The following is a 20,394-nucleotide window of genomic DNA, read 5'->3' as shown; positions in this document are numbered from 1 at the left end:
GCTCCCCTCCCCTCGTCTTTCTATTCTTCTCCCCGTCGGGGAGAAGGTGGCGCGAAGCGCCGGATGAGGGTCTCGTCGCCACCGCTTGACTAGCTTCCGGTAGGGGGTCAGTTTGCCGCCCAACCTCCCACTCGGACTTGCCCAATGTACCCCACGCTCGACCCCGCCGGCTTCACCGTCTTCATCACCGGAGCGACCTCCGGCTTCGGCGCCGCCGCCGCCCGCCGCTATATCGCCGCCGGTGCCCGCGTCATCGCCTCCGGCCGCCGGGGCGATCGTCTCGCCGATCTCAAGGCGGAGCTCGGCGAGCGCTGCCACATCATCGAGCTGGATGTCCGCGATCGCCTTGCCCTCGAAGCTGCCATTGCGGGCCTGCCAGCCCCCTTCGACGCGGTCAATATCGTGCTCGCCAATGCAGGTTTGGCGCTGGGCCTGCAGCCAGCAGACCAAGCCAATCTCGATGATTGGGAAACCATGGTCGATACCAATATCCGCGGCCTGATGGTCACCATCCGCGCCCTGCTACCCGGCGTCATCGCTCGCGGCGGCGGCCATATCGTCACCCTGGGTTCGGTGGCCGGCGAATATGCCTATCCGGGCGGCAGCGTCTATGGCGCCACCAAGGCCTTCGTGAAGCAGTTCGCCATGAACCTGCGCAGCGACCTGCAAGGCAAGAATGTCCGCGTCACCAATATCGAGCCCGGCCTGACCGAAACCGAATTCTCGCTGGTCCGCTTCAAGGGCGACGACACCAAGGCGGCCGCCCCCTATGCGGGCACCACGCCGATGAACGGCGACGACATCGCCGAAGCCATCTTCTGGGCCACCACCCTGCCCGCCCACGTCAACATCAACCGCCTCGAAATGATGGCCACCACCCAGGCTTGGGGGCCATTTGCCATTCATCGCGAGGGGTGAGGCTCCTCTTCACCTCGCCCTTTTGGGAGAGAGGTGAAGACTGCCCTTAACAATGCGCTAACCATTCTGTTGCACCAGCAAAAAATCCGCCCTCATATGCGGGGATGAAACCCGCTGCCGCCTCGCCCGGTCTCCTGCTTGTCGCCGTTGTGCTGCTCTGTGCGGTTTTGTCATGGGTGACCTTTGCGGCAGCCACCAGCATGCCACGCATGGGTCTGACGCTCCTCGCATCCCCCGATGGCACCGTCGTCACCGTTGCGAGCGTCGACCTGAGCGCGCGGATCGACAATCCGGGCATCGTCCCGGGCGCCAAGCTGCGAGCCATTGGCACGGTGCCCGCCCCCGGCAGCGCCCCCGCTGACCCGATCCCGCTCGAGGCCGACGACGTCCGCCCCGAGCCCGATAGCCTGGACACCTATGCGGCGCTCGACGCCTTCTATGCCCGCCAATCCATGCTGGCGGCGATCCTGGCGCAGCCCAGCGTAATGCTCTATCTCGTCAACCCGCTGACCGGGGCAGATTACACCGCCGTGGCCTATCCCAAGAGCAGCCCGTGGTGGACGCTGCCCAGCGGCTTCTGGGTGCAGTTCCTCACCGGCATTGCGGGCACGCTAATCGCCGGCTGGGTCTGGGCGCTGCGCCCACGCGCGCTGGGGCCGATCATGTTCGCGCTGACCGCCGTCGGCCTGATCGGCGCCACCGCCACGTCGGCCCTCTATGCCAACCGCGAACTGGCCATCAACGGCGATTGGTTCGCCACGATGACCCCGATCAATCACGCCGGCTCGCTGACCTTCGGCCTCGCCATTATCGGTCTGTTCCTGAGCTATCCGCGCCCGCTGGTCCGCCCACGCTGGCTGCTGGTTCTGCCGCTGGCGCTGCTGGTCGCCATGGGGCTCGACCTCGCCAAGATCGGTGCCGGCCCGTCCCAGCTCTATCTATGGGTAGCGCTGGAAACGCTGGCCATTTTCATCACCATCGCCGCGCAGTGGTGGTCGACCCGCCGGCATCCGTCGGATCGCGCCGCGCTGGGCTGGATCGGCTTGTCGGTGATCGCCGGCGCCGGTAGCTATACCCTGCTGGGCGCCGCGCCTGTGGTGCTACACCTGCCCTTCGGCGTGCCGCAGAGCCATGTTACCGGCGTGCTCGTCGTCATCTATGTCGGCCTCGCCCTGGGCCTGCTGCGCTACCGTTTGTTCGAGCTGGGCCGCTGGGCCTATCGCATCCTGTTCTATACCGTGGGCGCGCTGCTGCTGCTTACCTTTGACGCCGTGCTGGTGGTTACGCTCGATCTCGATAGCGCTCCCGCTTTCGGGCTGGCGCTGGTGACCGTCGGTTTCCTCTATCTGCCTCTGCGCGACTGGCTCTGGCAGCGCCTGACCCGCAGTCGCCAGATCGAGGATCACCAGCTTTTCGCGGCCGCCATCGACGTGGCCTTCGCGCCCTCCCGCCAGGATAGCGCCATCCGCTGGCGCGATCTGCTGGTGCGCCTGTTCGACCCGCTGGAACTGGCCGAAGCCGATGCCGGCGCCGCCCAACCGAGCCTTACCAGCGATGGACTGACCCTGTTCCTGCCCGCAATCGCCGGGGCACCAGCGCTCCGCCTGGCCTATCCGTTCGCCGGCCGCGGGCTGTTTGCGCCCGAGCATCTGCAGCTTGCCAATCAACTCGTCACCCTCACCGAGCACGCCGAGGCCGGTCGCGCCGCCTATACGCGCGGTGTCGGCGAGGAGCGCCGCCGCATGGCCCGCGACCTGCACGACGATGTCGGCGCCCGCCTGCTGACGGGCCTGCACACCGCCGACACGGCCACGCGTCCCATATTGCAGGCTGCGCTCTCGGACATTCGGGCCATCGTCTCGGGTCTGTCCGGCGATGAAGCCAGCCTCGACCGCGTCCTCGCCGAAACCCGCCACGAAACCGCGCGGCGCATGGAAGCTGCCGGCATCGCGCTGGATTGGCCGGTCAACGATATCCCCGGCGACACCATCCAGCTCGACTATCGCCTGCACAAGGCGCTGACCTCCTCGGTGCGCGAAATCGTCTCCAACGTCATCCGCCATGCCGAGGCGAGCACGCTGGCCGTCAGTCTCGACCTCGACGGCGACCGCCTCGCCCTCCACTTCGCCGACAATGGCATCGGCCTCGCCACCACTGCTTTGGCTGGCGATAGCCAGGGCTTTGGCCTGCGCAACCTGCGTCACCGCGTCGAGGATGTCGGCGGCCGCCTGACCTTGGCCAATACCGGCAAGGGCACCGCCATCGGCCTCGACATCCCGCTGCGCGCCATCGTGCCCACCCCGGATCGGGGGCCGTCAGTCCTGCCCGAAGCGCTAGGGTCGGCGCCATGAACACGTCACCTCAAACCGGCCTCTGCCTCTTGGTGGAAGACCAACCGCACACGCGCGACTGGATGCTGGGCGTCCTCGACAGCGCCTTTCCCGGCCTGCGCGTCGCCACCGCTGGCACGCTCAAGGCCGCCCATCAATGGCTCGACACCAATGGCACCAAGCTCACCCTCGCCGTTGTCGATATCGGCCTGCCCGACGGCTCGGGCGTCGATATCGTGCGCCGCCTCGCCGCCGAGTTTCCCGATGCGCTGCCCGTCGTCGCCACCATCTATGACGATGACGCCCACCTGTTTGAGGCGATCGCCGCCGGCGCGCGTGGTTATGTGCTCAAGGATGAGGAGGCGAACCTGCTTGTGGGCTATCTCAAGCGCATCGAAAGCGGCGAGCCGCCGCTCTCCCCCTCCATCGCCCACCGTATGCTGGCCCATTTCCGTGGCCCCACTTTGGCCCGCCCCGACACCTCCGGCCTCAGCCCGCGCGAGACCGAAGTGTTAACCCTGCTGGCACGCGGCATGACCGTATCGGAGGCCGCTACCCGTCTGGGCCTTCAACCCCAGACCGTGGCGTCCTATGTTAAGGTGATCTATCAGAAGCTCAATATTTCGAGCCGCGCGGAGGCCACCCGCGAGGCGCTGAAACGGGGACTTGCCTGAGGCTCGAGGAGTTTTGTAATGCGTATCCTGTGGACTGTGCTTATCGTCGGCGCTTTGGCGGTCGTCATTTTCCTGCCCAAGGACTTCACGCTATCCGAAGTCCCTCGCCTGGTTGCCCAAGGCGGCGTCGCCGCTACAGCCCCAAAAACCTGATCGTATCGGGATCGACAGGCGCCCCCTCGGCCTCGCGCCGCTCCACCTCAGCCCATTCCCGGTCCCCCGGCGCCATCACGGTGCCATCTGCCCGCGCCGGCGCGCCACGCAGGCTTTCCAGATAGCGCCTGATCATCATCCCGAATATCTCGCGCCCGACGAACTTGTCCGGGTCCACGATCATCACGAAATGCCCCATGTTTCGCGGCGTTGAAATATCCCCGCCGCCGAACATCGGGATGAAATCGGTATCCAGCGTCGTGCCCGTCAGCAGCGCCGAAAACAGCGTCGCCACCCCGGCCAGCCCCGCGCCCTTATAGCCATAGCCCTGCCCGCCCAGCGGCAGCAGCATTTCCACCGCCTGCGGATCGGTCACCATCTGCCCCGCCGCATCCGCCGCCACGCCCTCGGGCAGGTCCACTCCCATCGAGCGATGCAGCAGCACCCGGTTCATCGGGATCGAGGACGTCGCCATATCCAGCAACCACGGCTTTTGCCCCGGCACCGGCGCGGCGAAAGCCAGCGGATTGGTGCCATGAAACCGCGCCGCGCCATCATGCAGCGCCACCATGGAATCGGTGTTGGTGGTGGCGAACGCCACGAACCCCGCCTCGGCCCCCGCCAGCGCATACGCCCCCGCCGCCCCCAGATGCGAAGAATGCGCAATGCCGACGCCGGCCACGCCATTCACCCGCGCCAGTTCGCACCCAACCTCGACCGCTTTATACGCCGCGTAATGCCCCAGCCCGTCGTCCCCATCCACCATGGCGCTGCCGGGCGCGCGAATATCGACCCTCAACTGCGGGTTCTTGTTCAGCCGCCCGCCCGCCAACATGGCGCAATAATGCTCCACCAGCCTGATGCCATGGCTGTCCACGCCGACCCGCGAGGCATGCAGCATCGCCCGCGTTGCCGCCTGCAACGATGCCTCGCTGGCCCCTGCTTGCCGCAAGGCCGCCGCTACCCGCACTTCCAGTTCCGCCAACGGAAACCGCGCGCCCTCACCCACCGCCATCTCATGCTCCAAGTTTATACTGGCAACGCCGCGCGACCCGTTTATTGTGACATCACACCTGCCACGAGATAATGCCCATGACCACCCCATCCCCGATCGATGCCGTCACCCGCGATCTCTGGCAGGTCATCGCCGCCGTCGACGAGACTCCTGTGGGCATCGTGCAAACCACGCTGCTGCTCGACCAGCGCATCGCCTTCTCCCGCGACACTGAGGGCACGCCTGTCGTCTGGCTCCGCACCAATGAGGAACACGGCGACACCATCGACCTGACGAGCATCACCGCCCGCCTGCCGGTCATCACCGGCTACGGCTATATCTGGACCAGCTTTGGCAATCCGCCCGACCACCTGTTCCCCATTCCCGAATATGCCGAGAGCGACCGCGTCAACATGAGTTGCGGCTCCATCGGTGTCGGCTCGTCGGCCCCGCGCATCGTGGAAAACTTCCTCGACATGGGCCACTTCCCCTATGTCCACACCGACATTCTGGGCGCCGAGCCGCATACCGAGGTCAAGGAATACGACGTCGAAGTCTCCGAGGAACGTGACGAGGTCCTGGCCACCCGCTGCCGCTTTTTCCAGCCCCGCGCCGCGCTGAGCGCCACCGAAGGCATCGAGGTCGAATATATCTACCGCGTGCCGCACCCGTTCTGCTCGGTACTCTACAAATCCTGCCCCGAGGACGTGACCCGCCAGGACGTCATCGCCATTTTCCTGCAGCCGATGACCGCCGAAACCACCCGCGCCCACCTGCTGCAATCGATGATCGACAGCACCTCCACCATCACCGACCTGCGCCGCTTCCAGCAGACCATTTTCGGCCAGGACAAGCCGATCCTCGAAAACCAATACCCCAAGCGCCTCCCACTCGACCCCCGCGCCGAAACCCCCATCCGCGCCGACAAATCCGCCATCGCCTACCGGCGATGGTTGAGCCAGAAAGGCATCACCTACGGCACGATTCCGATGGCGAGCTGAGGATTGAGGGCAAGCCGACCAGAAATGGCCCGATCTCGCCCCACCCGCCGACCTTCCCGCGGACTTGATCCGCGGCCCACTCTCCACACGCTTTGCATGCCCATAAAGACCCGCGGATCAAGTCCGCGGGAAGCGCCAGTGGGTGTGATATTCCCTCGAGCCGCCCCGTACGCCAGGGTAGCTGTCCCAAACTCCATCGATCGTGGCGCGATCCGACCGACCCCGGATCAACTCCAATGACCCTCTCCACCACCGACACCACCTGGTACCCCGTCGCCTCCAGCACCGATCTCCCGCTGCGCCATGTCTTCCACGGCCAGCTCCTTGGCCGCGAACTCGCCATCTGGCGCGCCGACGACGGCAATGTGAACGTGTGGGAAAACCGCTGCCTGCATCGCGGCGTGCGCCTCTCAATCGGCATCAACGAGGGCGCCGAGCTCAAATGCCAGTATCACGGCTGGCGCTACGCCAACCGCTCAGCCGGCTGCACCTATATCCCCGCCCACCCCGCCGACGCCCCCGCCCGCCGCATCACCAACACCACCTATCCGGCCATCGAAGCCTTCGGCCTAGTCTGGTCGGCCAACAATGGCGCTGGCGACTTTGCGTTCCCCGGTGATGCCGATCAGGACTGGCTTGCTCTACGACCGATGCCAATCAATGCTCCGGCAGACGACGTATTGGCGGCGCTCGAGCAGTATGCGGTGACCGCTGAAAAGGGCATTCTTGGCGTGGCTACCGTCGCTACACGCCTGCCAGGCTTTGCGGTGAAGCTAACCGCCGAACTGACAGAGAGAGATCATAGCATCCTCTACTTCGTACAGCCTGTAGACTCTAATCGCAGTGTCGTGCGTGGCATGCTGGATCACGCCTTCCCCGATGTCGTGGAGCAGCTCAGGCGGCATAATGATGGCCTGAAGACGCTCCGCGACCGCCTCGAACGCGCCGCCGCCCGTAAGCCCGTCCCCGAACCGCTCAGCCCCAGCTTCGAAAAGGTCTCGGTCGAACTCTCCAGCATGCCCGAAATCACCATCGGCAGCGCGCTCACCCTGCGCGCCGTGATCAAGCGCAAATGGGCAACCGCCACCGGCATCACCGCCTTCGAACTGGCCGCGCTCGATGGCAATCACCTGCCCACCTTCCAGCCCGGCGCCCATATCGACGTGCACCTGCCCAATGGCCTCAGCCGCCAATATTCCATCACCAATGGTCCCGGCGAACTGCTCAGCTACACCATCGGCGTCAAGCGCGACCTCGCCTCCAAGGGCGGCTCCGAAGTGCTGATCGACGCCGTCCGCGAAGGCGACGTGCTGGCCATTTCCGAGCCCCGCAACAACTTTCCCCTGCGCCGCGATACCATCCGCACCGTGCTCATCGCCGGCGGCATCGGCATCACGCCCATCCTCTCGATGGCGCGTTTCCTCGCCAAGTCCAACCTGCCCTACGAGCTGCACTACATCGTCCGCTCAGAGGACCAGATCGCCTTCCGCGACCAGATCGACGCCCTTGGTGCCAACGTCACCCTCCACATCGGCCTACCCCGCCAGGCCGTCGCGCAGACCATCGCCAACACCCTCGGCGCCCACAGCTTCGCCCAGCACGTCTATATCTGCGGCCCCGGCTCCCTGCTCGAAACCGTGCGCAACACTGCCGCCGATCTCGGCTGGCCCGACGAAGCCGTGCACTACGAATATTTCCGCAACGACCGCGTCATCGACGACAGCTCCGCCTTCGAAATCGAACTCGCCCGCTCCGCGATGACGCTGCACATCCCCTCGGGCAAAACCATCCTCGAGGTCATGCGCGAAGCCGGCCTGCAAGTCTCCTCATCCTGCGAGCAAGGCGCCTGCGGCACCTGCCTCACCGGCGTCATGGAGGGCACCCCCGACCATCAGGATGTCTATCTCAACGCCAGTGAAAAGCGCGCCAACAACTGCATGATGACCTGCGTCTCCCGCTCGCTGACCCCTCGTCTCGTGCTGGATATCTGAGCCATGGCAATCACCCTTTACGACTTCGAACTCTCCGGCAATTGCTACAAGCTGCGCCTGCTGATGAGCATTCTCGGCGTCCGCTACGACATCATCCCGGTTGATTTCTACCCCGGCCGCCAGCACAAATCCGACTGGTTCCTCAAGCTCAACCCGCTCGGCCAGCTTCCAGTGTTGGTCGATGACGGTCTGGTCCTGCGCGATAGCGGCGCGATCCTCGCCTACCTCGCCCGAAAATACGACCCAACCGGCCTGTGGTTTCCCACCGAGCCGGCCCAGCTTTCCGAAGTTTTGCAATGGCATGCCTTCGCCGATGACATCACCGCCACGGCTTCCGCCGCCCGCCTGGCGCTGGGCATGTTCTACGATTTCGACCTGGCCAAGGCGCAAGCCGGCGCCCACCGCCTGTTCCGACTGATGGACGAACACCTCTGGTTCGGTGAGCGCGAGGGCCGCGACTGGCTTTGCGCTTCCCAACATCCGACCACCGCCGACATCGCCTGCTTCCCCTACGTAATGCTCAGCGAGGAAGGCAACATCTCGCGCATGGACTACCCCGCCATCCGCCGCTGGAGCGATCGCGTGCGCCGCATTCCCGGCTTCACCGTCATGTCGGGCATTTTCCCAGCCGGGCGGGCGGCAGCCGAATAGGTCGAAACCTGCCGGCTCGCCTCCCGACCGGTGCTGGTGTTTTGGTGCTACGCCCCAGCTTCCATCCGCTTGGCCAACTGCTCGATCACCGTGCCCCAACCGTCGTAAAACCCCATTTCGGCGTGCATGTTGCGGTCGGCATTATCCTTGTGCATCACCTGGGCGAGGTATTCGGTGCCGTCGGGATGATCCGCCAGCGTAATGATCGCCGTCATGAACGGTTGAGCGGCCGGCCGCCAGCCGCCCGTCAGCGCGTTGGTGAAAACGATCCGCTCGCCCTCGACGACATCGAGGAAGCACGCGTTCAAATGCGGTCCGAACTCACCGCCGTTCTCGCTCATCAGCGTCTGGAACGCCCCACCGGCGCGCAGCTCCATATCCACCACCTTGCACCTGGCCGGCTCCGGTATCCACCACTGCTCGAAACTGCGCGCATCGGCCCAGGCGCTCCACACTCGCGCACGGGGCGCCTTGATGACGCGCGAGATCGTCAGGTCAGTATCGGGATTCAGCATGAAGTTCATTTGGGTGTTTCCTTGTCTTGCGTCTTGAGCACGAATTGTTCCAGCCTGTCGGTGCGCCCCTCCCATAGGGCGCGCTGATCGTTCAGCCACGCCTCGATGGTGGCAAAGCGCTGTTTGTCGATGGCGCAGGTGCGCACGCGACCCTCCTTGCGGGTCTGGATCAGCCCGCTGCCCTCCAGAAAATGGATGTGCTTCATGAACGACGGTAGCGCCATGTCGAACGGCTTGGCCAGATCGCTGATGCTGGCCGGCCCGCGCCCCAATCGCCCCAGCACCGCCCGCCGCGTCGGGTCCGCCAAAGCCTGGAAAATGCCGTCGAGCTGTTCTGATTGCTGAGCCATAAGGCTAAGTATCATCGCAAAACACTTAGTGCAAGAGCTAAGTGATGCCAGCGGCCATATCCCGTCCAAGGGTACAAAAAGGCCGCGACACTGATATGCATCGCGGCCGATGACGCTGTATTCAGGGTGTTATTGAATGGGGGTGAAGGTTACATGCGCCACCGGGCCATTGACGTCCCAGTTCCATTCCTTGGGCGCGTCGGCATCGCCACGAATACCCGTATGGTGGGTGATGACGCCATTTTCGGGATCGCGCTCATTGCCGCCGCCCAGGGCGCCAAGAAAGCCCTTCTTCTCGCTGTTCTTTTCCGAGCCAGCATCATAGCCGCGCACGTCGATAGTCATCGGCGCCGTCAGGCTGAAGCCATCGACACCGGTAAAGCCGGAAAAGCCGTCATTGGTGTTGCCGAGCATCCAGACGCCGTCGATCAGTGGGTGCTTTTCATCGACATGCACATAGAGCACGCGCGTCTGCCCTGGCAGCGTATGGATCGCCAGTTGCGCATCGCCGATGGTGGAATCCTTATTCATCGCCGCCATCACGCTATACATGCCGATATTGCCGCCTTCGGCGACCGGCACCAGCGGATCGCTGGCCTTGTCGCCCAGCTTGAACAGCGGCGCCGCGTCGCTGGTGTGGCTCTCAACCACCGATGGCGAAAAGGGCTGGCCAGTCAGCACATTCTCGATGGTGATCATGATGGTCTTGCCACCCTCGCTCATCATCGGCGATCCCATGGCCGCGGTGTCGTTGGCCATCATCATGTCGTTCATCATGGCATCGGGCGCCATGGCATTTTGGGCGAATGCGGGCACGGTAATGGCTGCAAGGGACAGTATCGAATAGGCAATAGCAGTCCTGTGGCTCAAACGGAGAGTCATGGCGAATTCCTCACGATGTGGTTTGCTGAATTTTGTCGCTAGGACGATCATCTTGCCGCCCGTGACCATGAGTTCGCGGGCACCGAACGGAAAGTTACGTCCGGCGGGAAAATAGAGTTGCCACTACTGACAAAGAGCCGCCGCGAGCCCTAGCCGATCGGCGGATACTGATGCACGCCGCCCCGGAAATCGGTGACCTCGTACTGCCCGTCCGGCATCGCCTCGATGCTGCTGGCCCCGATATCGGCCTTGCCGTAACCGCCGGGGATATCGAGGATATAGGTCGGTTGGCACAGCCCTGAAATGGTACCGCGCAGCGCCGCGACCAGCTTCTGGCCTTCGTCGATGCTCAGTCGGAAATGCGATGTCCCCGGCGCTAGGTCGGGATGGTTCAGGTAGTAGGGCTTCACTCGATTCTCGACAAAGACCCGCATCAGCGCCGCCAGCGTCTCGACATCGTCATTGACGCCCCGCAGCAGCACCGACTGGCTCAGCATCACGATGCCCGCATCCACTAGCCGCGCACAGGCGCCCCGCGCTGCCTCACCCATTTCGCGCGGGTGATTGGCGTGGAGCGCGATATAGACCTGCTTGCCACACGCCTTGAGCGCCGCGATCAGTTCGGCGTCGCAGCGTTCCGGCTCCACCACGGGCACCCGGGTATGGAACCGCACGATCTTCACATGCGGAATCTGCGCCAGCCGCTCCATCATCGCCCGCAGCCGTCGCGGCGACAGCACCAGCGGATCGCCCCCGGTCAGGATCACTTCCCAAATCTCGGTATGGCTCTGGATGTAGCCAAACGCCGCCTCAAGCGCCTCGGGCGCCAAAGTGCCCAGCCCCTGCGGCCCCACCATTTCGCGACGGAAACAGAACCGGCAATAGACCGGGCAAACATGCACCGCCTTGAGCAGCACCCGGTCGGGATACCGATGCACGATCCCCTCGAGGGGCGAATGCGCCAGATCGCCAATCGGATCGGCCCGCTCGTCCGGCGTCGTCACCAGTTCGCGCGGATCGGGCACGAATTGTCTGGCGATGGGATCGTTGGGGTCGTCATGATCGATCAGCCCCGCCATCGTCGGCGAAATTGCCAGCGCATATTTTTGCGTGACCGCCGCGATGCCGTCGTGATCGCCAACCTCGATCAGCCCGGCTTCGACCAGTTCATCCGTGCTCTTGATAGCGCGGTGCACTGTCATGTCCCCGCCTCCACGACTGGCGCCCACATCACCCAATCGATTTTCGGCGCACCCGTCGCCAGCATCACCACGCGGTCGAATCCCATGGCGATCCCGCTCGCCTCCGGCATGATCGCCAGCGCGGCCAGGAAATCCTCATCCAAAGGATAAGCCTCATCATAGAGCCGCCGCTTCTCCTCCATCTCGAGGCCAAACCGGCGACGCTGCTCGTCCGCATTGGTCAATTCGCCAAACCCGTTGGCCAGCTCGACCCCGCAGGCATAAACCTCGAACCGCTCTGCCACCCGCCCGTCGCGCCCCGATTTCCGCGCCAATGCGGCCTCGGCCGAAGGATATTCATCCAGGATCGTAACTCGCCCCAGGCCGAGTTGCGGCTCGACCTTTTCGGTCAAAACCAGGCTGAACAGATACGACCAGGTGTACTCGTCGGGCACGCCCATGCCCCGCCCGCGCATCTGTGCCGCAAGGCCCGCCGCATCGGTCGAACCGTCCGCATCCATGCTCGCCAACAGGTCAATTCCCGCGTGGCGCTCAAAGGCCTGCACCACGCTCAACCGCTCCGGCTCGGCAAATGGATCGCATTCGCGGTCGCGATAGCGCAGCACGCTTGTCCCCGCGCCCGCCGCCGCCAATCGCAGCATGGCGGCGCAATCGTCCATCACCGCCTCATAGCCCTCGCCCACCCGATACCATTCCAGCATGGTGAACTCGGGGCTGTGCAGCGGCCCGCGCTCCCGGTTGCGCCATACATGCCCCAGGCTGGCAATCCGCTGCTCGCCCGCCGCCAGCAGCTTTTTCATCGTGAACTCGGGCGACGTATGCAGATACAGCGTCTCGGCCTGCCCGTCATTGCCGATGGCCATGGTTGAAAACGCGTGCAAATGTGTCTCGTTGCCAGGCGAACGCTGCAGCCCCGGCGGGTCCACCATCAAGAAATCCTGGTCCACCAGATAGCCCCTGATGGCGGTCTCGATGCGGTTGCGCGCCAATAGGATCGGTCGCCGGTCGGCGTGAACCGCAGGCGTCCACCATGGCGATTGCGCGATTGTGGCCAACAGCTTTGCTCTTTCGTGCTCGGGACTGGCAGTTTCGGCGGAATTGAGGTATCGGGGCACCCAACCACCAATTAGTGCGCCCGGATCGTCTCTGTTGCCGCTCCTTTAGGCCGCCGCCACCGCTTGAACAAGGAAGAATAATGGTCAAGGTCATCGCCTCCTCGCTGCGCAAGGGCAATGTCGTCGAACAGGACGGCAAGCTGCACATCGTGCTGACCGCCGAGAATGTGCATCCCGGTAAGGGCAATTCCATCACCAACGTCAACATGCGTCGCATCCAGGATGGCGTGAAGGTCGTCGGTCGCTGGCGCACTGTCGAAATGGTGGAAAAGGCCGACGTCGACGAGCGCGAATATGATTACCTGTATGGCGACGGCGAGGGGTTCCACTTCATGAACCCGGAAAACTTCGACCAGATCACCGTGACCGAGGACGTCATCGGCGACGACAAGGCCTATCTCACCGATGGCATGAAGGTTTATCTCAAGACTTTCGAAGGCGTCGCCATCGCGCTCGCTCTGCCCCAGCGCGTAACCGCCGAAATCGTCGAGACCGAGCCAGTGGTCAAGGGCCAGACGGCATCGTCTTCCTACAAGCCCGCTTTGCTCAGCAATGGCCTGCGCGTCATGGTACCGCCCCATATCGGCGCCGGCACTCGCATCGTGATCCTGACCGAAGACAATTCCTACGTCGAGCGCGCCAAGGACTGACCTGCGGCTTTTCGGCGCAAAGCAAAAACGCGCCAGTGGCGCGTTTTTAGCGGGTCTAGCCCGGAGCTACGCTCGCAGGGCCGAGCCCCCGGGCGCACTCTACGATTCCTTGTCGATTTCCTCGGCAACATCCAGCCAATTGGCGACGGCGCGTCCGGGTGGCGCACCCTCGGCCAGCCATTGGTCATAAGCCATCTGGCGCATATGCATGTCCTTGGCGCGCAGCCAATAATGAAAGCTGCGCCCTTCGGGGCGCCCATCGTGCTCCCATAAGAAATATGCCGTGCGCCTGATGGCTTCGGCCACTGCCGTATTCTTGCGCATTATATCTGCCGCATGACTGGAAATTGGCGCGGAGCTTGGCTCCGCGCCAAGTGAGCTTAAGCGGCCTTGCGGTTGGCGACGGAGGTCGCGACCTGCGACAGCTTTTTGTCGGTGGCGACTTCCTCCTTGAGCGTCGCATCGAGCAGGGCTGCCGCATCGGTCAGGCCCATCTGGATTGCCCAGGTCTTGAGCGTGCCGTAACGGGCGATTTCGTAGTGCTCGACCGCCTGCGCAGAGGAAACCAGGCCGGCGTCCAGCGCCACGGTGCCCTTGAAGTCCTCCATGATGGACTTGCCTTCTTCCAGAATGCCCAGAATCGCGTCGCAGGTCTTGCCGCGAGCGGGCTTGCCGATCAGCTCGAACACCTGCTCCAGCCGATCGATATGGCCCTGGGTTTCTTCGGCGTGCTGCTCGAAGCCGGCCTTGAGTTCGGGGGCGGTTGCGGCCTTGGCCATCTTCGGCAGGTTCTTCACGATCTGCTTTTCGGCGTAGTAGATGTCCTTGAGGGTATCGAGAAAGAGGTCGTCGAGAGTTTTTTCTTCGGCCATGTGTTTGCACTCCAGTGGTGATGGGGTGACGCTGGTCAGTGAACGAGAATCCCCTGACGAAGTTCCGACCTGATCAATGAATCCAAGCGTACAAAGGGCGCGGATTGCGCCGTCGCCATTTCGGCGATATCCCGCACTAACCCTATCGCCACCGCCAAGCAGGACCTCGCGTGACCACATTTTCACTGATCCAGAGCATGGACCTGACCGCCGCGAACACTTTTGGCTTGTCTGCCAGTTCCCGCTTGGGCGCGATCATCACCAGCCCGGATGAATTGACCGCGGCCTATGACTATGCGCGCGCCCATGGCCTGCCCGTGCATGTACTGGGCGGCGGCAGCAATGTTATACTGTCACCGCAGTTTGACGGGCTCACCTTACTGATGGCCATCAAGGGCAAAACGCTGATTGGTCAGGATGGCGAAAACAATATCGTCGAGGCCGCGGCCGGTGAAACCTGGCACGATTTCGTCGTCTGGACGCTCGACAACGACCTGCCCGGCCTCGAGAACCTGGCGCTGATCCCCGGCACGGTCGGCGCCTCGCCGGTGCAGAATATCGGCGCCTATGGGCTGGAACTGGCCGACCGCTTCGACAGCCTCACCGCCTTTGATACGCAAACTCGGGCCTTATGCACCTTCAGCGCTGCCGAGTGCCGCTTCGCCTATCGCCAGAGCGTCTTCAAGGCCGAGCCGGGCCGCTACATCGTCACCAGCGTCCGCTTCGCCCTGCCGGCCCAATGGGCGCCGATCCTCAACTATGCCGGTCTTAACACCTTGCCGCCCGACAGGTCCCCCCGCGCCGTCATGGACCAAGTCATCGCCCTGCGCCAAAGCAAGCTGCCCGACCCCAAGAAAATCGGCAATGTCGGCTCGTTCTTCCACAATCCAGTCGTGACCGCCGACGTCCACGCCACCGTCCGCGCCGCCAATCCCACCGCCCCTGCCTATCCGCAGCCAGACGGTAGCATTAAACTTTCCGCCGGCTGGCTGATCGAGCAATGCGGCCTCAAGGGCGCCCGCGAAGGGCAGGTCGGCGTGTCAGATCGCCACGCTCTGGTGCTGGTCAACCACGGTGGCGGCACCCGCGCTGAAATCGAGGCCCTGGCCGCGCGGATCAAGGCGACCGTCTTCGAGCGTTTCGGCATCGGGCTGACTGCCGAGCCTGTATTCTACTAGTCGCCGAGTTCCAGCACGATCCGGCTCTTGAAGTCGCCTTCCCACCACATCGGGAAATTGGTGCCCCATTTATTGTTATGCACGTTGAACCGCAGGCCCTGCGACAGGTCGGGCGGCTCTATTGCGAACGGCATAAACGAGCTGGCGGCCGGCGCCACCAGCGCGGTATCGAGCAGAGTCACTGTGAGCAGTACGTCGCCGATGTGAGTGCGAACAGCGCTGACGCCCTGAAGCTGCCCACCGCCCTTGCGGGCGATCCGCGCCCCATCTTGCCACAGGCCTAGCTTGCAATAATCCCACACCGTACCACCCTGCGGCGTCAGGACAATGAAACTGGCCTCGGGCATGCGATTGGCCGGCTTGTCGCGCAGCACCCAGCTCAGCTCGATCCACCGGGCGCCGAGGGCCCGGGCCGTCATTTCCACCTGTCGCGGCGCCCCCAGCGTCTCGTAGGCCTCCATAGGCAGCGTGCCAACCGCAGTTACGCCCGCCACCCCGGCGAAACGCGGCGCAAACACCCCATTCCGAGCGGTCTTGGCGTGTTCCAGTCCCGGCTTGTCATGATCCAGAATGGCCCATTCAAGTCGGTGCTGCAGATAGCTGTCGAGGTGTTTTTGCAGCTCGGCGCTGTCGTAGCTCTCATAGCGATAACCGATCAGCGTGCCGTCGCGTCCGGTGAGGCCAATACCATCAGGGCGTGTGATCGAGACCACATCGCCGGTCGTGGCGTCCAGCGCCACCACCCAGCCATCCACCCGTAGTTCGCTCACCTGATGTAGAGGCTCCGATGGCTCCGGCCCGACCTCCAGCTCGGCCAGCGCGCGCTGTGCCTCACCGCGATCTTCGTGCCCCAGGCCCGCTACCGCCGCGTCGATATAGTGTCGCTGTTCGGCCCAGGAGGCCTCCGCATAGGCAAAGCGATAATCGGCCCGCCGCGCTGCTTCGAATGCCGGCCGGTCCCACGCGGTCTCGTCGCGCAGATAGGTCTTGATGTCGACCCCGCAGGTGTGTTCGGCCACCATTGCCAGCCCGCGCCCGAAGGCCAGCCGTTCCGGCGTGAGATCGCCCACCGCGTAACCATCGTACAGCCGCTGCAACTGCCGAAATTTTGCGATCTTGACTGGATCGCTGCCCGCGCCGTGGATCCAGCTATCGCCGATCTCGATATCGACCACGGGAAACTCATCCCGCCGCGCCCACATCGCCGCGCCGAACGCGTCCAGCGTCGATGCCTTGACCGTCACCCCGGGATGAGCATGAGCCAGCGCCCGATAGGCCTCCACCGTCTGCCCGACGCTTTGCGGCCCGATATTGTCGTTGGTATGCGCAAAGCTCAGCCCGATCTCCAGCCCCGCTGGAAAATCGGTTTCACCATAGGAGGCCTGATACATCACCACGACCTCCTGGCCACTCGGCGCACGCCAGCGGAAAATCGGCGGCACATCCGGCACCGGGCTCGCTGTATTGACGCCCAGATGCAGGAACCGGATTCCTCCCTCCGCCAGCAGCGGCACCATGCCCAGTGTTTGGCCGGGCACGTCGGTCATCTTGGCCGCGATCGTGCTCCTGCCGAAGCGGCGATCCAATTCCTGCCCATAGCTCAGCCCGGCGCGAAACAACGCGGGCGACATCAGCTCGGTGTGAGTGGTGTAGGGCAGCCCATGCCACACGATCAGCCCGCGCTCGATGGCCCGCTCCAGCCGCGCCACCTTGGCAGCGTCCTGGGTATTGAGGTGATCCCAGATCAGCCAGGCCCCCGTGGTCCACACAAAGGCCGGGGCGGCCGGGTTCTCGGCATAGAAATGCTCGGCGGTGTTCAGCGCCTGGGGGATGAACTGCTCGTGATATTGCCGCCGCACTTTTTCGGCATGGTCGGTAAACCCGATGTCGAGATGGGTCTTGAACACCAGATGGATGGTTTTGTCGGTCATGCCCGCCTCGAATTTCATATCGCCGCCTCGCTCTATCGCGATTCTGGTGGCGCCGTCGCAACGTTGCAATAGGTTCGAAACCGATCCGCCAGCCACGCATTACCCCATTTCAGTAATTTGGTCTTGCTCACGCTATCGCGGACCATTAGCCAACGCTGCAGCACACTCTGAAGGATGTAGGCGTGACTGAACTCAAACGCCTCCATTCCCTCGACGCCGCTCGCGGTATCGCCGCGCTGGCGGTGGTGGTCTGGCACTGGCAGCACATGTACCTGATCGGCGGCGGCAAGCTCACCGACCGCACCATCCAGCCGTTCTACGACCTGCTGTTTCCGCTTTACCAATACGGCTGGCTGGCGGTGGAGTTCTTCTTCACGCTGTCGGGTTTCGTGTTCTTCTGGCTCTATGGACAGGCCATCAGCCAAAAATCGCTGAGCCTCGGAAAATTCTGGCTGGCTCGGTTTTCGCGGCTCTACCCGCTGCATTTCATCACCCTGATCGTGATCGCCGTACTGCAGGTCAACCTGATGGCCAATGGCCATGACAGCTTCGTCTATGGCGGCACCACTTGGCCCAATTTCACGCTCAACCTGCTGTTTTTGCAATATTTCATCCCCGGCTGGACCTTTAACGGCCCCGAATGGTCGGTCGGCGTCGAAATCCTGCTTTACGTGCTGTTCTGCCTCTATTGCCGCCTGCTCAGGCCGCACTGGATTGTGCCTCTGCTTGGCGCGGTGGTGGTCGGCCTGTGGGTGATGCAGACCCAATGGGCACTCGGCCGTGGCATTATCGGCTTCTTCGCTGGCGGCGTGGTTTATGAAGCCTGGCGCCGGCTGCGCGACCGGCAGTGGATGCCCTCGCTCGTCGCGCCCATCTTCGGCCTCACGGTCGTCTTGTGGCTCTATGCCATTGTGGAAGCAAAGTACCACCCACTCACCAGCTGGCTAAACAGTTTTGGCATGATCGGCTGGTGGTGGGTCGAGATGGGCTTCCGCCTCGGCCTCGTGCCGCTGACCGTTTTCGCGCTAGCCCTGCACGAAGGCCATGGCGCAAAGTTCTGGCAAAAACTCTCGCCCATCGGCGACCTTACCTACGCACTCTACCTGTGGCATTTCCCGCTGCAACTGGCCATCGCCTCGGCTGTGATGCTGGGCGGCCTGCCGCTGGCGCCGATACAGTCGCCATTCGGTTTCCTCGCCTTCTTCGCCGTGCTGATCGCTATCTCGATTGCCAGCTATCGCTGGATCGAGCGTCCGGCCCAAAGCTGGATTCGGGATCGCTTCTCGCCCCGCCGCGCCAGCGTCGAAGACCCAGCTTAGGCCTTGCCGCTCAACCTGCTGTCGAGCAGGTCGCCGCTGGCGCGCAGGATCGGATAGGCCACGCTGGCGAACAGCGAGTTGATGGTCTTGAGCGCCCGTAAGGTCTCGAGGTGGATATTGCTGGTCTCGATGCTGTCGGCGCCGCCGTTTTGCAGCCGGCGCAAATGCTGGCCGTGGCTGGCGCGCTCGGCCCAGCCCATAGCTTCCTTTTCCGACAGCAGCTTGCGGGCGGATTCGCGATCCTGCGATACCAGCACGTTGAGCGCCAGCTGCATGTTGGCCATCACCCGGTGGTGCAGTTCGTTGAGCTCGCGCCAGCCTTCCGCCGAAAATGACAGCTTCTGGTCGCGCCGACGTTCGGCCAGCCGCAGCAGCGTCTTGGAGATGGCGTCGCCGACATATTCCAGATTAATGGCAAAGCTCGACAGGTCGTGCGCGCGCCGCACTTCGTCCGGATCTTCGCCGAACTGAATTTTCGCCAGATAGAGCTTGATCTCCTGCTGCGCCTGATCCACGGCATTTTCCATCTGCCGGGCCTGGCGAATTTTCTCGCGGTCGCCGGTTTCGTACAGCTCCATCAGCGGCGCCAGCATGCGCTCGATGATTTCGGCCATGCGCAGCAATTCGCGCGTCGCGCTGGCCAGCGCCAGATCTGGCTGGCTGACCACGTTCTGGTCCAGCGCGCTGGTCGCCTCGGCCAGCGGATTGGCCATTTCCTCGGCCGTCAACTTCGGCTTGATCAGCTTTGCCATCAACGCCGCCACCGCGTCGGTCAGCGGCAGGCCAACCAGCAGGACGACAAAGTTGAACCCCAGATGCAGATTGATCACCTGCCGCGCCACGTCCCCGCCCAGCCAGGACAGGTCCGGATTGAGCAAGTGATAAACCAGCAACACGGCGAGCGAGCCCATTCCGCGGAACAGCAATTGCCCATAGGCTATCCGCCGCGCCTCGGTGGTGCCGCTGCCCGTCAGGCCCATACCCGCTAAGGTACCGCCGAGATTTGCGCCCAGGATGAGCGACACGCCAAGCTCGATCGGCATCACGCCCTGCGCTGCCAGCGTCACAATCAGCAGCGACGATGCCACGCTTGAATGCACCAGCCAGGTGAACGCCGCCCCGATCAGGAACGCCGTGATGAAGTCGCCGCTGAGGTAGCTCACAATCATCGGCAATTCGGCATTGCCGCGCAGCGGCGCGGTCGCTTCGCCGATCATCTGCAGCGAAATCAGGATCAGCGCGATGCCGATCAGGATACGCCCGAACTGCCGCTGCTCGCGCGCCGTGCCCCTGAAAAACAGGCCGCCACCGGCCAGCAACAGCAGCGGCGCCAGCCAGGTGAGATCGACCGAAAGGATCAGCACCACGACCGAGGAGCCAAAATAGGCCCCCAGCATCAGCGCCAGCCCCGTCGCCACACTCATGATGCCAATGCCCGCAAATCCCGCGGCTAGCACAGCCACTGCGGTCGAACTCTGCAACAGCAGCGCGACGGCGGCACCGATCCCCGCTGCCTTGATCTTGCTGCCCCGGCTTTCGCGCAACGCGCGCCGCAGAGCCGGTTCCTGGCTTCGCTCGACACCGGTTCGGACCATTCGGACCGCCCATAGAAGCAATGTCGCAGCGCCAGCAAGGTGCAAGATCAGCAGATAGATGTTCATCCCAGAA

Annotated in this window: 20 protein-coding genes; 10 read left to right on the top strand and 10 right to left on the bottom strand. The window is 63.7% G+C overall.

Annotation, left to right across the window (positions count from 1 at the left end):
• Positions 1 to 144: 144 nt before the first annotated feature.
• The 4 genes from ABIB57_RS18825 to ABIB57_RS18810 all read left to right on the top strand — a co-directional run bounded on the left by ABIB57_RS18825 (position 145) and on the right by ABIB57_RS18810 (position 4,075).
• A complete protein-coding gene (locus ABIB57_RS18825; protein ID WP_354042738.1) occupies positions 145 to 918 on the top strand; it encodes an SDR family NAD(P)-dependent oxidoreductase in 774 nt (257 codons plus the stop codon).
• Positions 919 to 1,127: 209 nt separating this feature from the next.
• Positions 1,128 to 3,269 (top strand): sensor histidine kinase, encoded by a 2,142-nt coding sequence (locus tag ABIB57_RS18820; RefSeq protein ID WP_354042737.1) that lies wholly within the window; start codon positions 1,128 to 1,130, stop codon positions 3,267 to 3,269.
• Positions 3,266 to 3,922, top strand: a complete 657-nt coding sequence (locus tag ABIB57_RS18815; protein ID WP_354042736.1) for a LuxR C-terminal-related transcriptional regulator — start codon at positions 3,266 to 3,268, stop codon at positions 3,920 to 3,922. The genes ABIB57_RS18820 and ABIB57_RS18815 overlap by 4 nt, the downstream gene beginning before the upstream one ends.
• A gap of 18 nt (positions 3,923 to 3,940) precedes the next feature.
• Entirely contained in the window at positions 3,941 to 4,075 is a 135-nt protein-coding gene (locus tag ABIB57_RS18810; protein WP_354042735.1) for a hypothetical protein, read from the top strand.
• Here the strand turns inward: ABIB57_RS18810 and ABIB57_RS18805 are convergent.
• Positions 4,056 to 5,090, bottom strand: a complete 1,035-nt coding sequence (locus ABIB57_RS18805; protein ID WP_354042733.1) for an Ldh family oxidoreductase — start codon at positions 5,088 to 5,090, stop codon at positions 4,056 to 4,058. The two genes, ABIB57_RS18810 and ABIB57_RS18805, sit on opposite strands and share 20 nt — an antisense overlap.
• 77 nt (positions 5,091 to 5,167) lie before the next feature.
• Between ABIB57_RS18805 and ABIB57_RS18800 the strand changes: the two genes are divergently transcribed.
• From ABIB57_RS18800 to ABIB57_RS18790, 3 genes are all read left to right on the top strand, one after another.
• Positions 5,168 to 6,070, top strand: coding sequence for an aromatic ring-hydroxylating dioxygenase subunit alpha (locus ABIB57_RS18800; RefSeq protein ID WP_354042732.1), 903 nt, complete (start codon positions 5,168 to 5,170; stop codon positions 6,068 to 6,070).
• A gap of 236 nt (positions 6,071 to 6,306) precedes the next feature.
• Positions 6,307 to 8,061, top strand: a complete 1,755-nt coding sequence (locus ABIB57_RS18795) for a Rieske 2Fe-2S domain-containing protein (protein ID WP_354042730.1) — start codon at positions 6,307 to 6,309, stop codon at positions 8,059 to 8,061.
• A gap of 3 nt (positions 8,062 to 8,064) precedes the next feature.
• A complete protein-coding gene (locus ABIB57_RS18790; RefSeq protein ID WP_354042729.1) occupies positions 8,065 to 8,712 on the top strand; it encodes a glutathione S-transferase family protein in 648 nt (215 codons plus the stop codon).
• Between the two features lie 47 nt (positions 8,713 to 8,759).
• Here ABIB57_RS18790 and ABIB57_RS18785 read toward each other — a convergent pair whose 3' ends face one another.
• From ABIB57_RS18785 to epmA, 5 genes are all read right to left on the bottom strand, one after another.
• Complete coding sequence (locus tag ABIB57_RS18785) at positions 8,760 to 9,236, bottom strand: SRPBCC family protein (protein WP_354042727.1); 477 nt, start codon at positions 9,234 to 9,236, stop codon at positions 8,760 to 8,762.
• Positions 9,233 to 9,577, bottom strand: a complete 345-nt coding sequence (locus ABIB57_RS18780; protein ID WP_354042726.1) for an ArsR/SmtB family transcription factor — start codon at positions 9,575 to 9,577, stop codon at positions 9,233 to 9,235. Before ABIB57_RS18780 ends, ABIB57_RS18785 begins: the two co-directional genes overlap by 4 nt.
• A 129-nt stretch (positions 9,578 to 9,706) precedes the next feature.
• The gene (locus tag ABIB57_RS18775) at positions 9,707 to 10,459 is read right to left on the bottom strand and encodes a spondin domain-containing protein (RefSeq protein ID WP_354042725.1); all 753 of its coding nucleotides are present in this window, start codon (positions 10,457 to 10,459) and stop codon (positions 9,707 to 9,709) included.
• A 149-nt stretch (positions 10,460 to 10,608) separates the two neighbouring features.
• Positions 10,609 to 11,661 (bottom strand): lysine-2,3-aminomutase-like protein, encoded by a 1,053-nt coding sequence (locus tag ABIB57_RS18770; protein WP_354042723.1) that lies wholly within the window; start codon positions 11,659 to 11,661, stop codon positions 10,609 to 10,611.
• Positions 11,658 to 12,716: an EF-P lysine aminoacylase EpmA gene (gene epmA / locus ABIB57_RS18765; protein ID WP_502914426.1), complete on the bottom strand. Its 1,059-nt coding sequence runs from the start codon at positions 12,714 to 12,716 to the stop codon at positions 11,658 to 11,660. Before epmA ends, ABIB57_RS18770 begins: the two co-directional genes overlap by 4 nt.
• A 140-nt stretch (positions 12,717 to 12,856) precedes the next feature.
• On the opposite strand from epmA, the gene efp reads away from it, so the two are divergent.
• Positions 12,857 to 13,426: an elongation factor P gene (efp, locus tag ABIB57_RS18760; protein ID WP_299731434.1), complete on the top strand. Its 570-nt coding sequence runs from the start codon at positions 12,857 to 12,859 to the stop codon at positions 13,424 to 13,426.
• Positions 13,427 to 13,525: 99 nt separating this feature from the next.
• On the opposite strand, the gene ABIB57_RS18755 is transcribed toward efp, so the two are convergent.
• A complete protein-coding gene (locus tag ABIB57_RS18755; protein WP_354042721.1) occupies positions 13,526 to 13,750 on the bottom strand; it encodes a DUF2934 domain-containing protein in 225 nt (74 codons plus the stop codon).
• Positions 13,751 to 13,806: 56 nt separating this feature from the next.
• Entirely contained in the window at positions 13,807 to 14,298 is a 492-nt protein-coding gene (locus ABIB57_RS18750; RefSeq protein ID WP_354042720.1) for a YciE/YciF ferroxidase family protein, read from the bottom strand.
• Between the two features lie 170 nt (positions 14,299 to 14,468).
• On the opposite strand from ABIB57_RS18750, the gene murB reads away from it, so the two are divergent.
• On the top strand, positions 14,469 to 15,476 hold the full coding sequence (gene murB / locus ABIB57_RS18745) for a UDP-N-acetylmuramate dehydrogenase (RefSeq protein WP_354042719.1): 1,008 nt from the start codon (positions 14,469 to 14,471) through the stop codon (positions 15,474 to 15,476).
• On the opposite strand, the gene ABIB57_RS18740 is transcribed toward murB, so the two are convergent.
• Positions 15,473 to 17,407 (bottom strand): DUF5054 domain-containing protein, encoded by a 1,935-nt coding sequence (locus ABIB57_RS18740; RefSeq protein WP_354042717.1) that lies wholly within the window; start codon positions 17,405 to 17,407, stop codon positions 15,473 to 15,475. The two genes, murB and ABIB57_RS18740, sit on opposite strands and share 4 nt — an antisense overlap.
• A 182-nt stretch (positions 17,408 to 17,589) precedes the next feature.
• Here ABIB57_RS18740 and ABIB57_RS18735 point away from each other — a divergent pair, with 182 nt between their 5' ends.
• On the top strand, positions 17,590 to 18,726 hold the full coding sequence (locus ABIB57_RS18735) for an acyltransferase family protein (RefSeq protein ID WP_354042716.1): 1,137 nt from the start codon (positions 17,590 to 17,592) through the stop codon (positions 18,724 to 18,726).
• On the opposite strand, the gene ABIB57_RS18730 is transcribed toward ABIB57_RS18735, so the two are convergent.
• The gene (locus ABIB57_RS18730; RefSeq protein ID WP_354042715.1) at positions 18,723 to 20,387 is read right to left on the bottom strand and encodes a Na/Pi cotransporter family protein; all 1,665 of its coding nucleotides are present in this window, start codon (positions 20,385 to 20,387) and stop codon (positions 18,723 to 18,725) included. The genes ABIB57_RS18735 and ABIB57_RS18730 overlap by 4 nt on opposite strands.
• Between the last annotated feature and the right edge of the window lie 7 nt (positions 20,388 to 20,394).

It is taken from the genome of Devosia sp. UYZn731 (assembly GCF_040546795.1).
Classification (GTDB): domain Bacteria; phylum Pseudomonadota; class Alphaproteobacteria; order Rhizobiales; family Devosiaceae; genus Devosia.
Note: the sequence above shows the minus strand (reverse complement) of the source record. Positions and strands in the feature narration are given on the sequence as shown.

What these genes read in the sequence shown, in the direction of transcription:
- ABIB57_RS18805 (WP_354042733.1), bottom strand. Translation starts at nt 5,090, where the DNA reads ATGGCGGTGGGTGAGGGCGCGCGGTTTCCGTTGGCGGAACTGGAAGTG.
- ABIB57_RS18815 (WP_354042736.1), top strand. Translation starts at nt 3,266, where the DNA reads ATGAACACGTCACCTCAAACCGGCCTCTGCCTCTTGGTGGAAGACCAA.
- ABIB57_RS18790 (WP_354042729.1), top strand. Translation starts at nt 8,065, where the DNA reads ATGGCAATCACCCTTTACGACTTCGAACTCTCCGGCAATTGCTACAAG.
- ABIB57_RS18800 (WP_354042732.1), top strand. Translation starts at nt 5,168, where the DNA reads ATGACCACCCCATCCCCGATCGATGCCGTCACCCGCGATCTCTGGCAG.
- ABIB57_RS18730 (WP_354042715.1), bottom strand. Translation starts at nt 20,387, where the DNA reads ATGAACATCTATCTGCTGATCTTGCACCTTGCTGGCGCTGCGACATTG.
- ABIB57_RS18795 (WP_354042730.1), top strand. Translation starts at nt 6,307, where the DNA reads ATGACCCTCTCCACCACCGACACCACCTGGTACCCCGTCGCCTCCAGC.
- ABIB57_RS18740 (WP_354042717.1), bottom strand. Translation starts at nt 17,407, where the DNA reads ATGACCGACAAAACCATCCATCTGGTGTTCAAGACCCATCTCGACATC.
- ABIB57_RS18825 (WP_354042738.1), top strand. Translation starts at nt 145, where the DNA reads ATGTACCCCACGCTCGACCCCGCCGGCTTCACCGTCTTCATCACCGGA.
- ABIB57_RS18775 (WP_354042725.1), bottom strand. Translation starts at nt 10,459, where the DNA reads ATGACTCTCCGTTTGAGCCACAGGACTGCTATTGCCTATTCGATACTG.
- ABIB57_RS18780 (WP_354042726.1), bottom strand. Translation starts at nt 9,577, where the DNA reads ATGGCTCAGCAATCAGAACAGCTCGACGGCATTTTCCAGGCTTTGGCG.
- efp (WP_299731434.1), top strand. Translation starts at nt 12,857, where the DNA reads ATGGTCAAGGTCATCGCCTCCTCGCTGCGCAAGGGCAATGTCGTCGAA.
- ABIB57_RS18810 (WP_354042735.1), top strand. Translation starts at nt 3,941, where the DNA reads ATGCGTATCCTGTGGACTGTGCTTATCGTCGGCGCTTTGGCGGTCGTC.
- ABIB57_RS18755 (WP_354042721.1), bottom strand. Translation starts at nt 13,750, where the DNA reads ATGCGCAAGAATACGGCAGTGGCCGAAGCCATCAGGCGCACGGCATAT.
- ABIB57_RS18770 (WP_354042723.1), bottom strand. Translation starts at nt 11,661, where the DNA reads ATGACAGTGCACCGCGCTATCAAGAGCACGGATGAACTGGTCGAAGCC.
- ABIB57_RS18820 (WP_354042737.1), top strand. Translation starts at nt 1,128, where the DNA reads ATGGGTCTGACGCTCCTCGCATCCCCCGATGGCACCGTCGTCACCGTT.
- ABIB57_RS18785 (WP_354042727.1), bottom strand. Translation starts at nt 9,236, where the DNA reads ATGAACTTCATGCTGAATCCCGATACTGACCTGACGATCTCGCGCGTC.
- ABIB57_RS18750 (WP_354042720.1), bottom strand. Translation starts at nt 14,298, where the DNA reads ATGGCCGAAGAAAAAACTCTCGACGACCTCTTTCTCGATACCCTCAAG.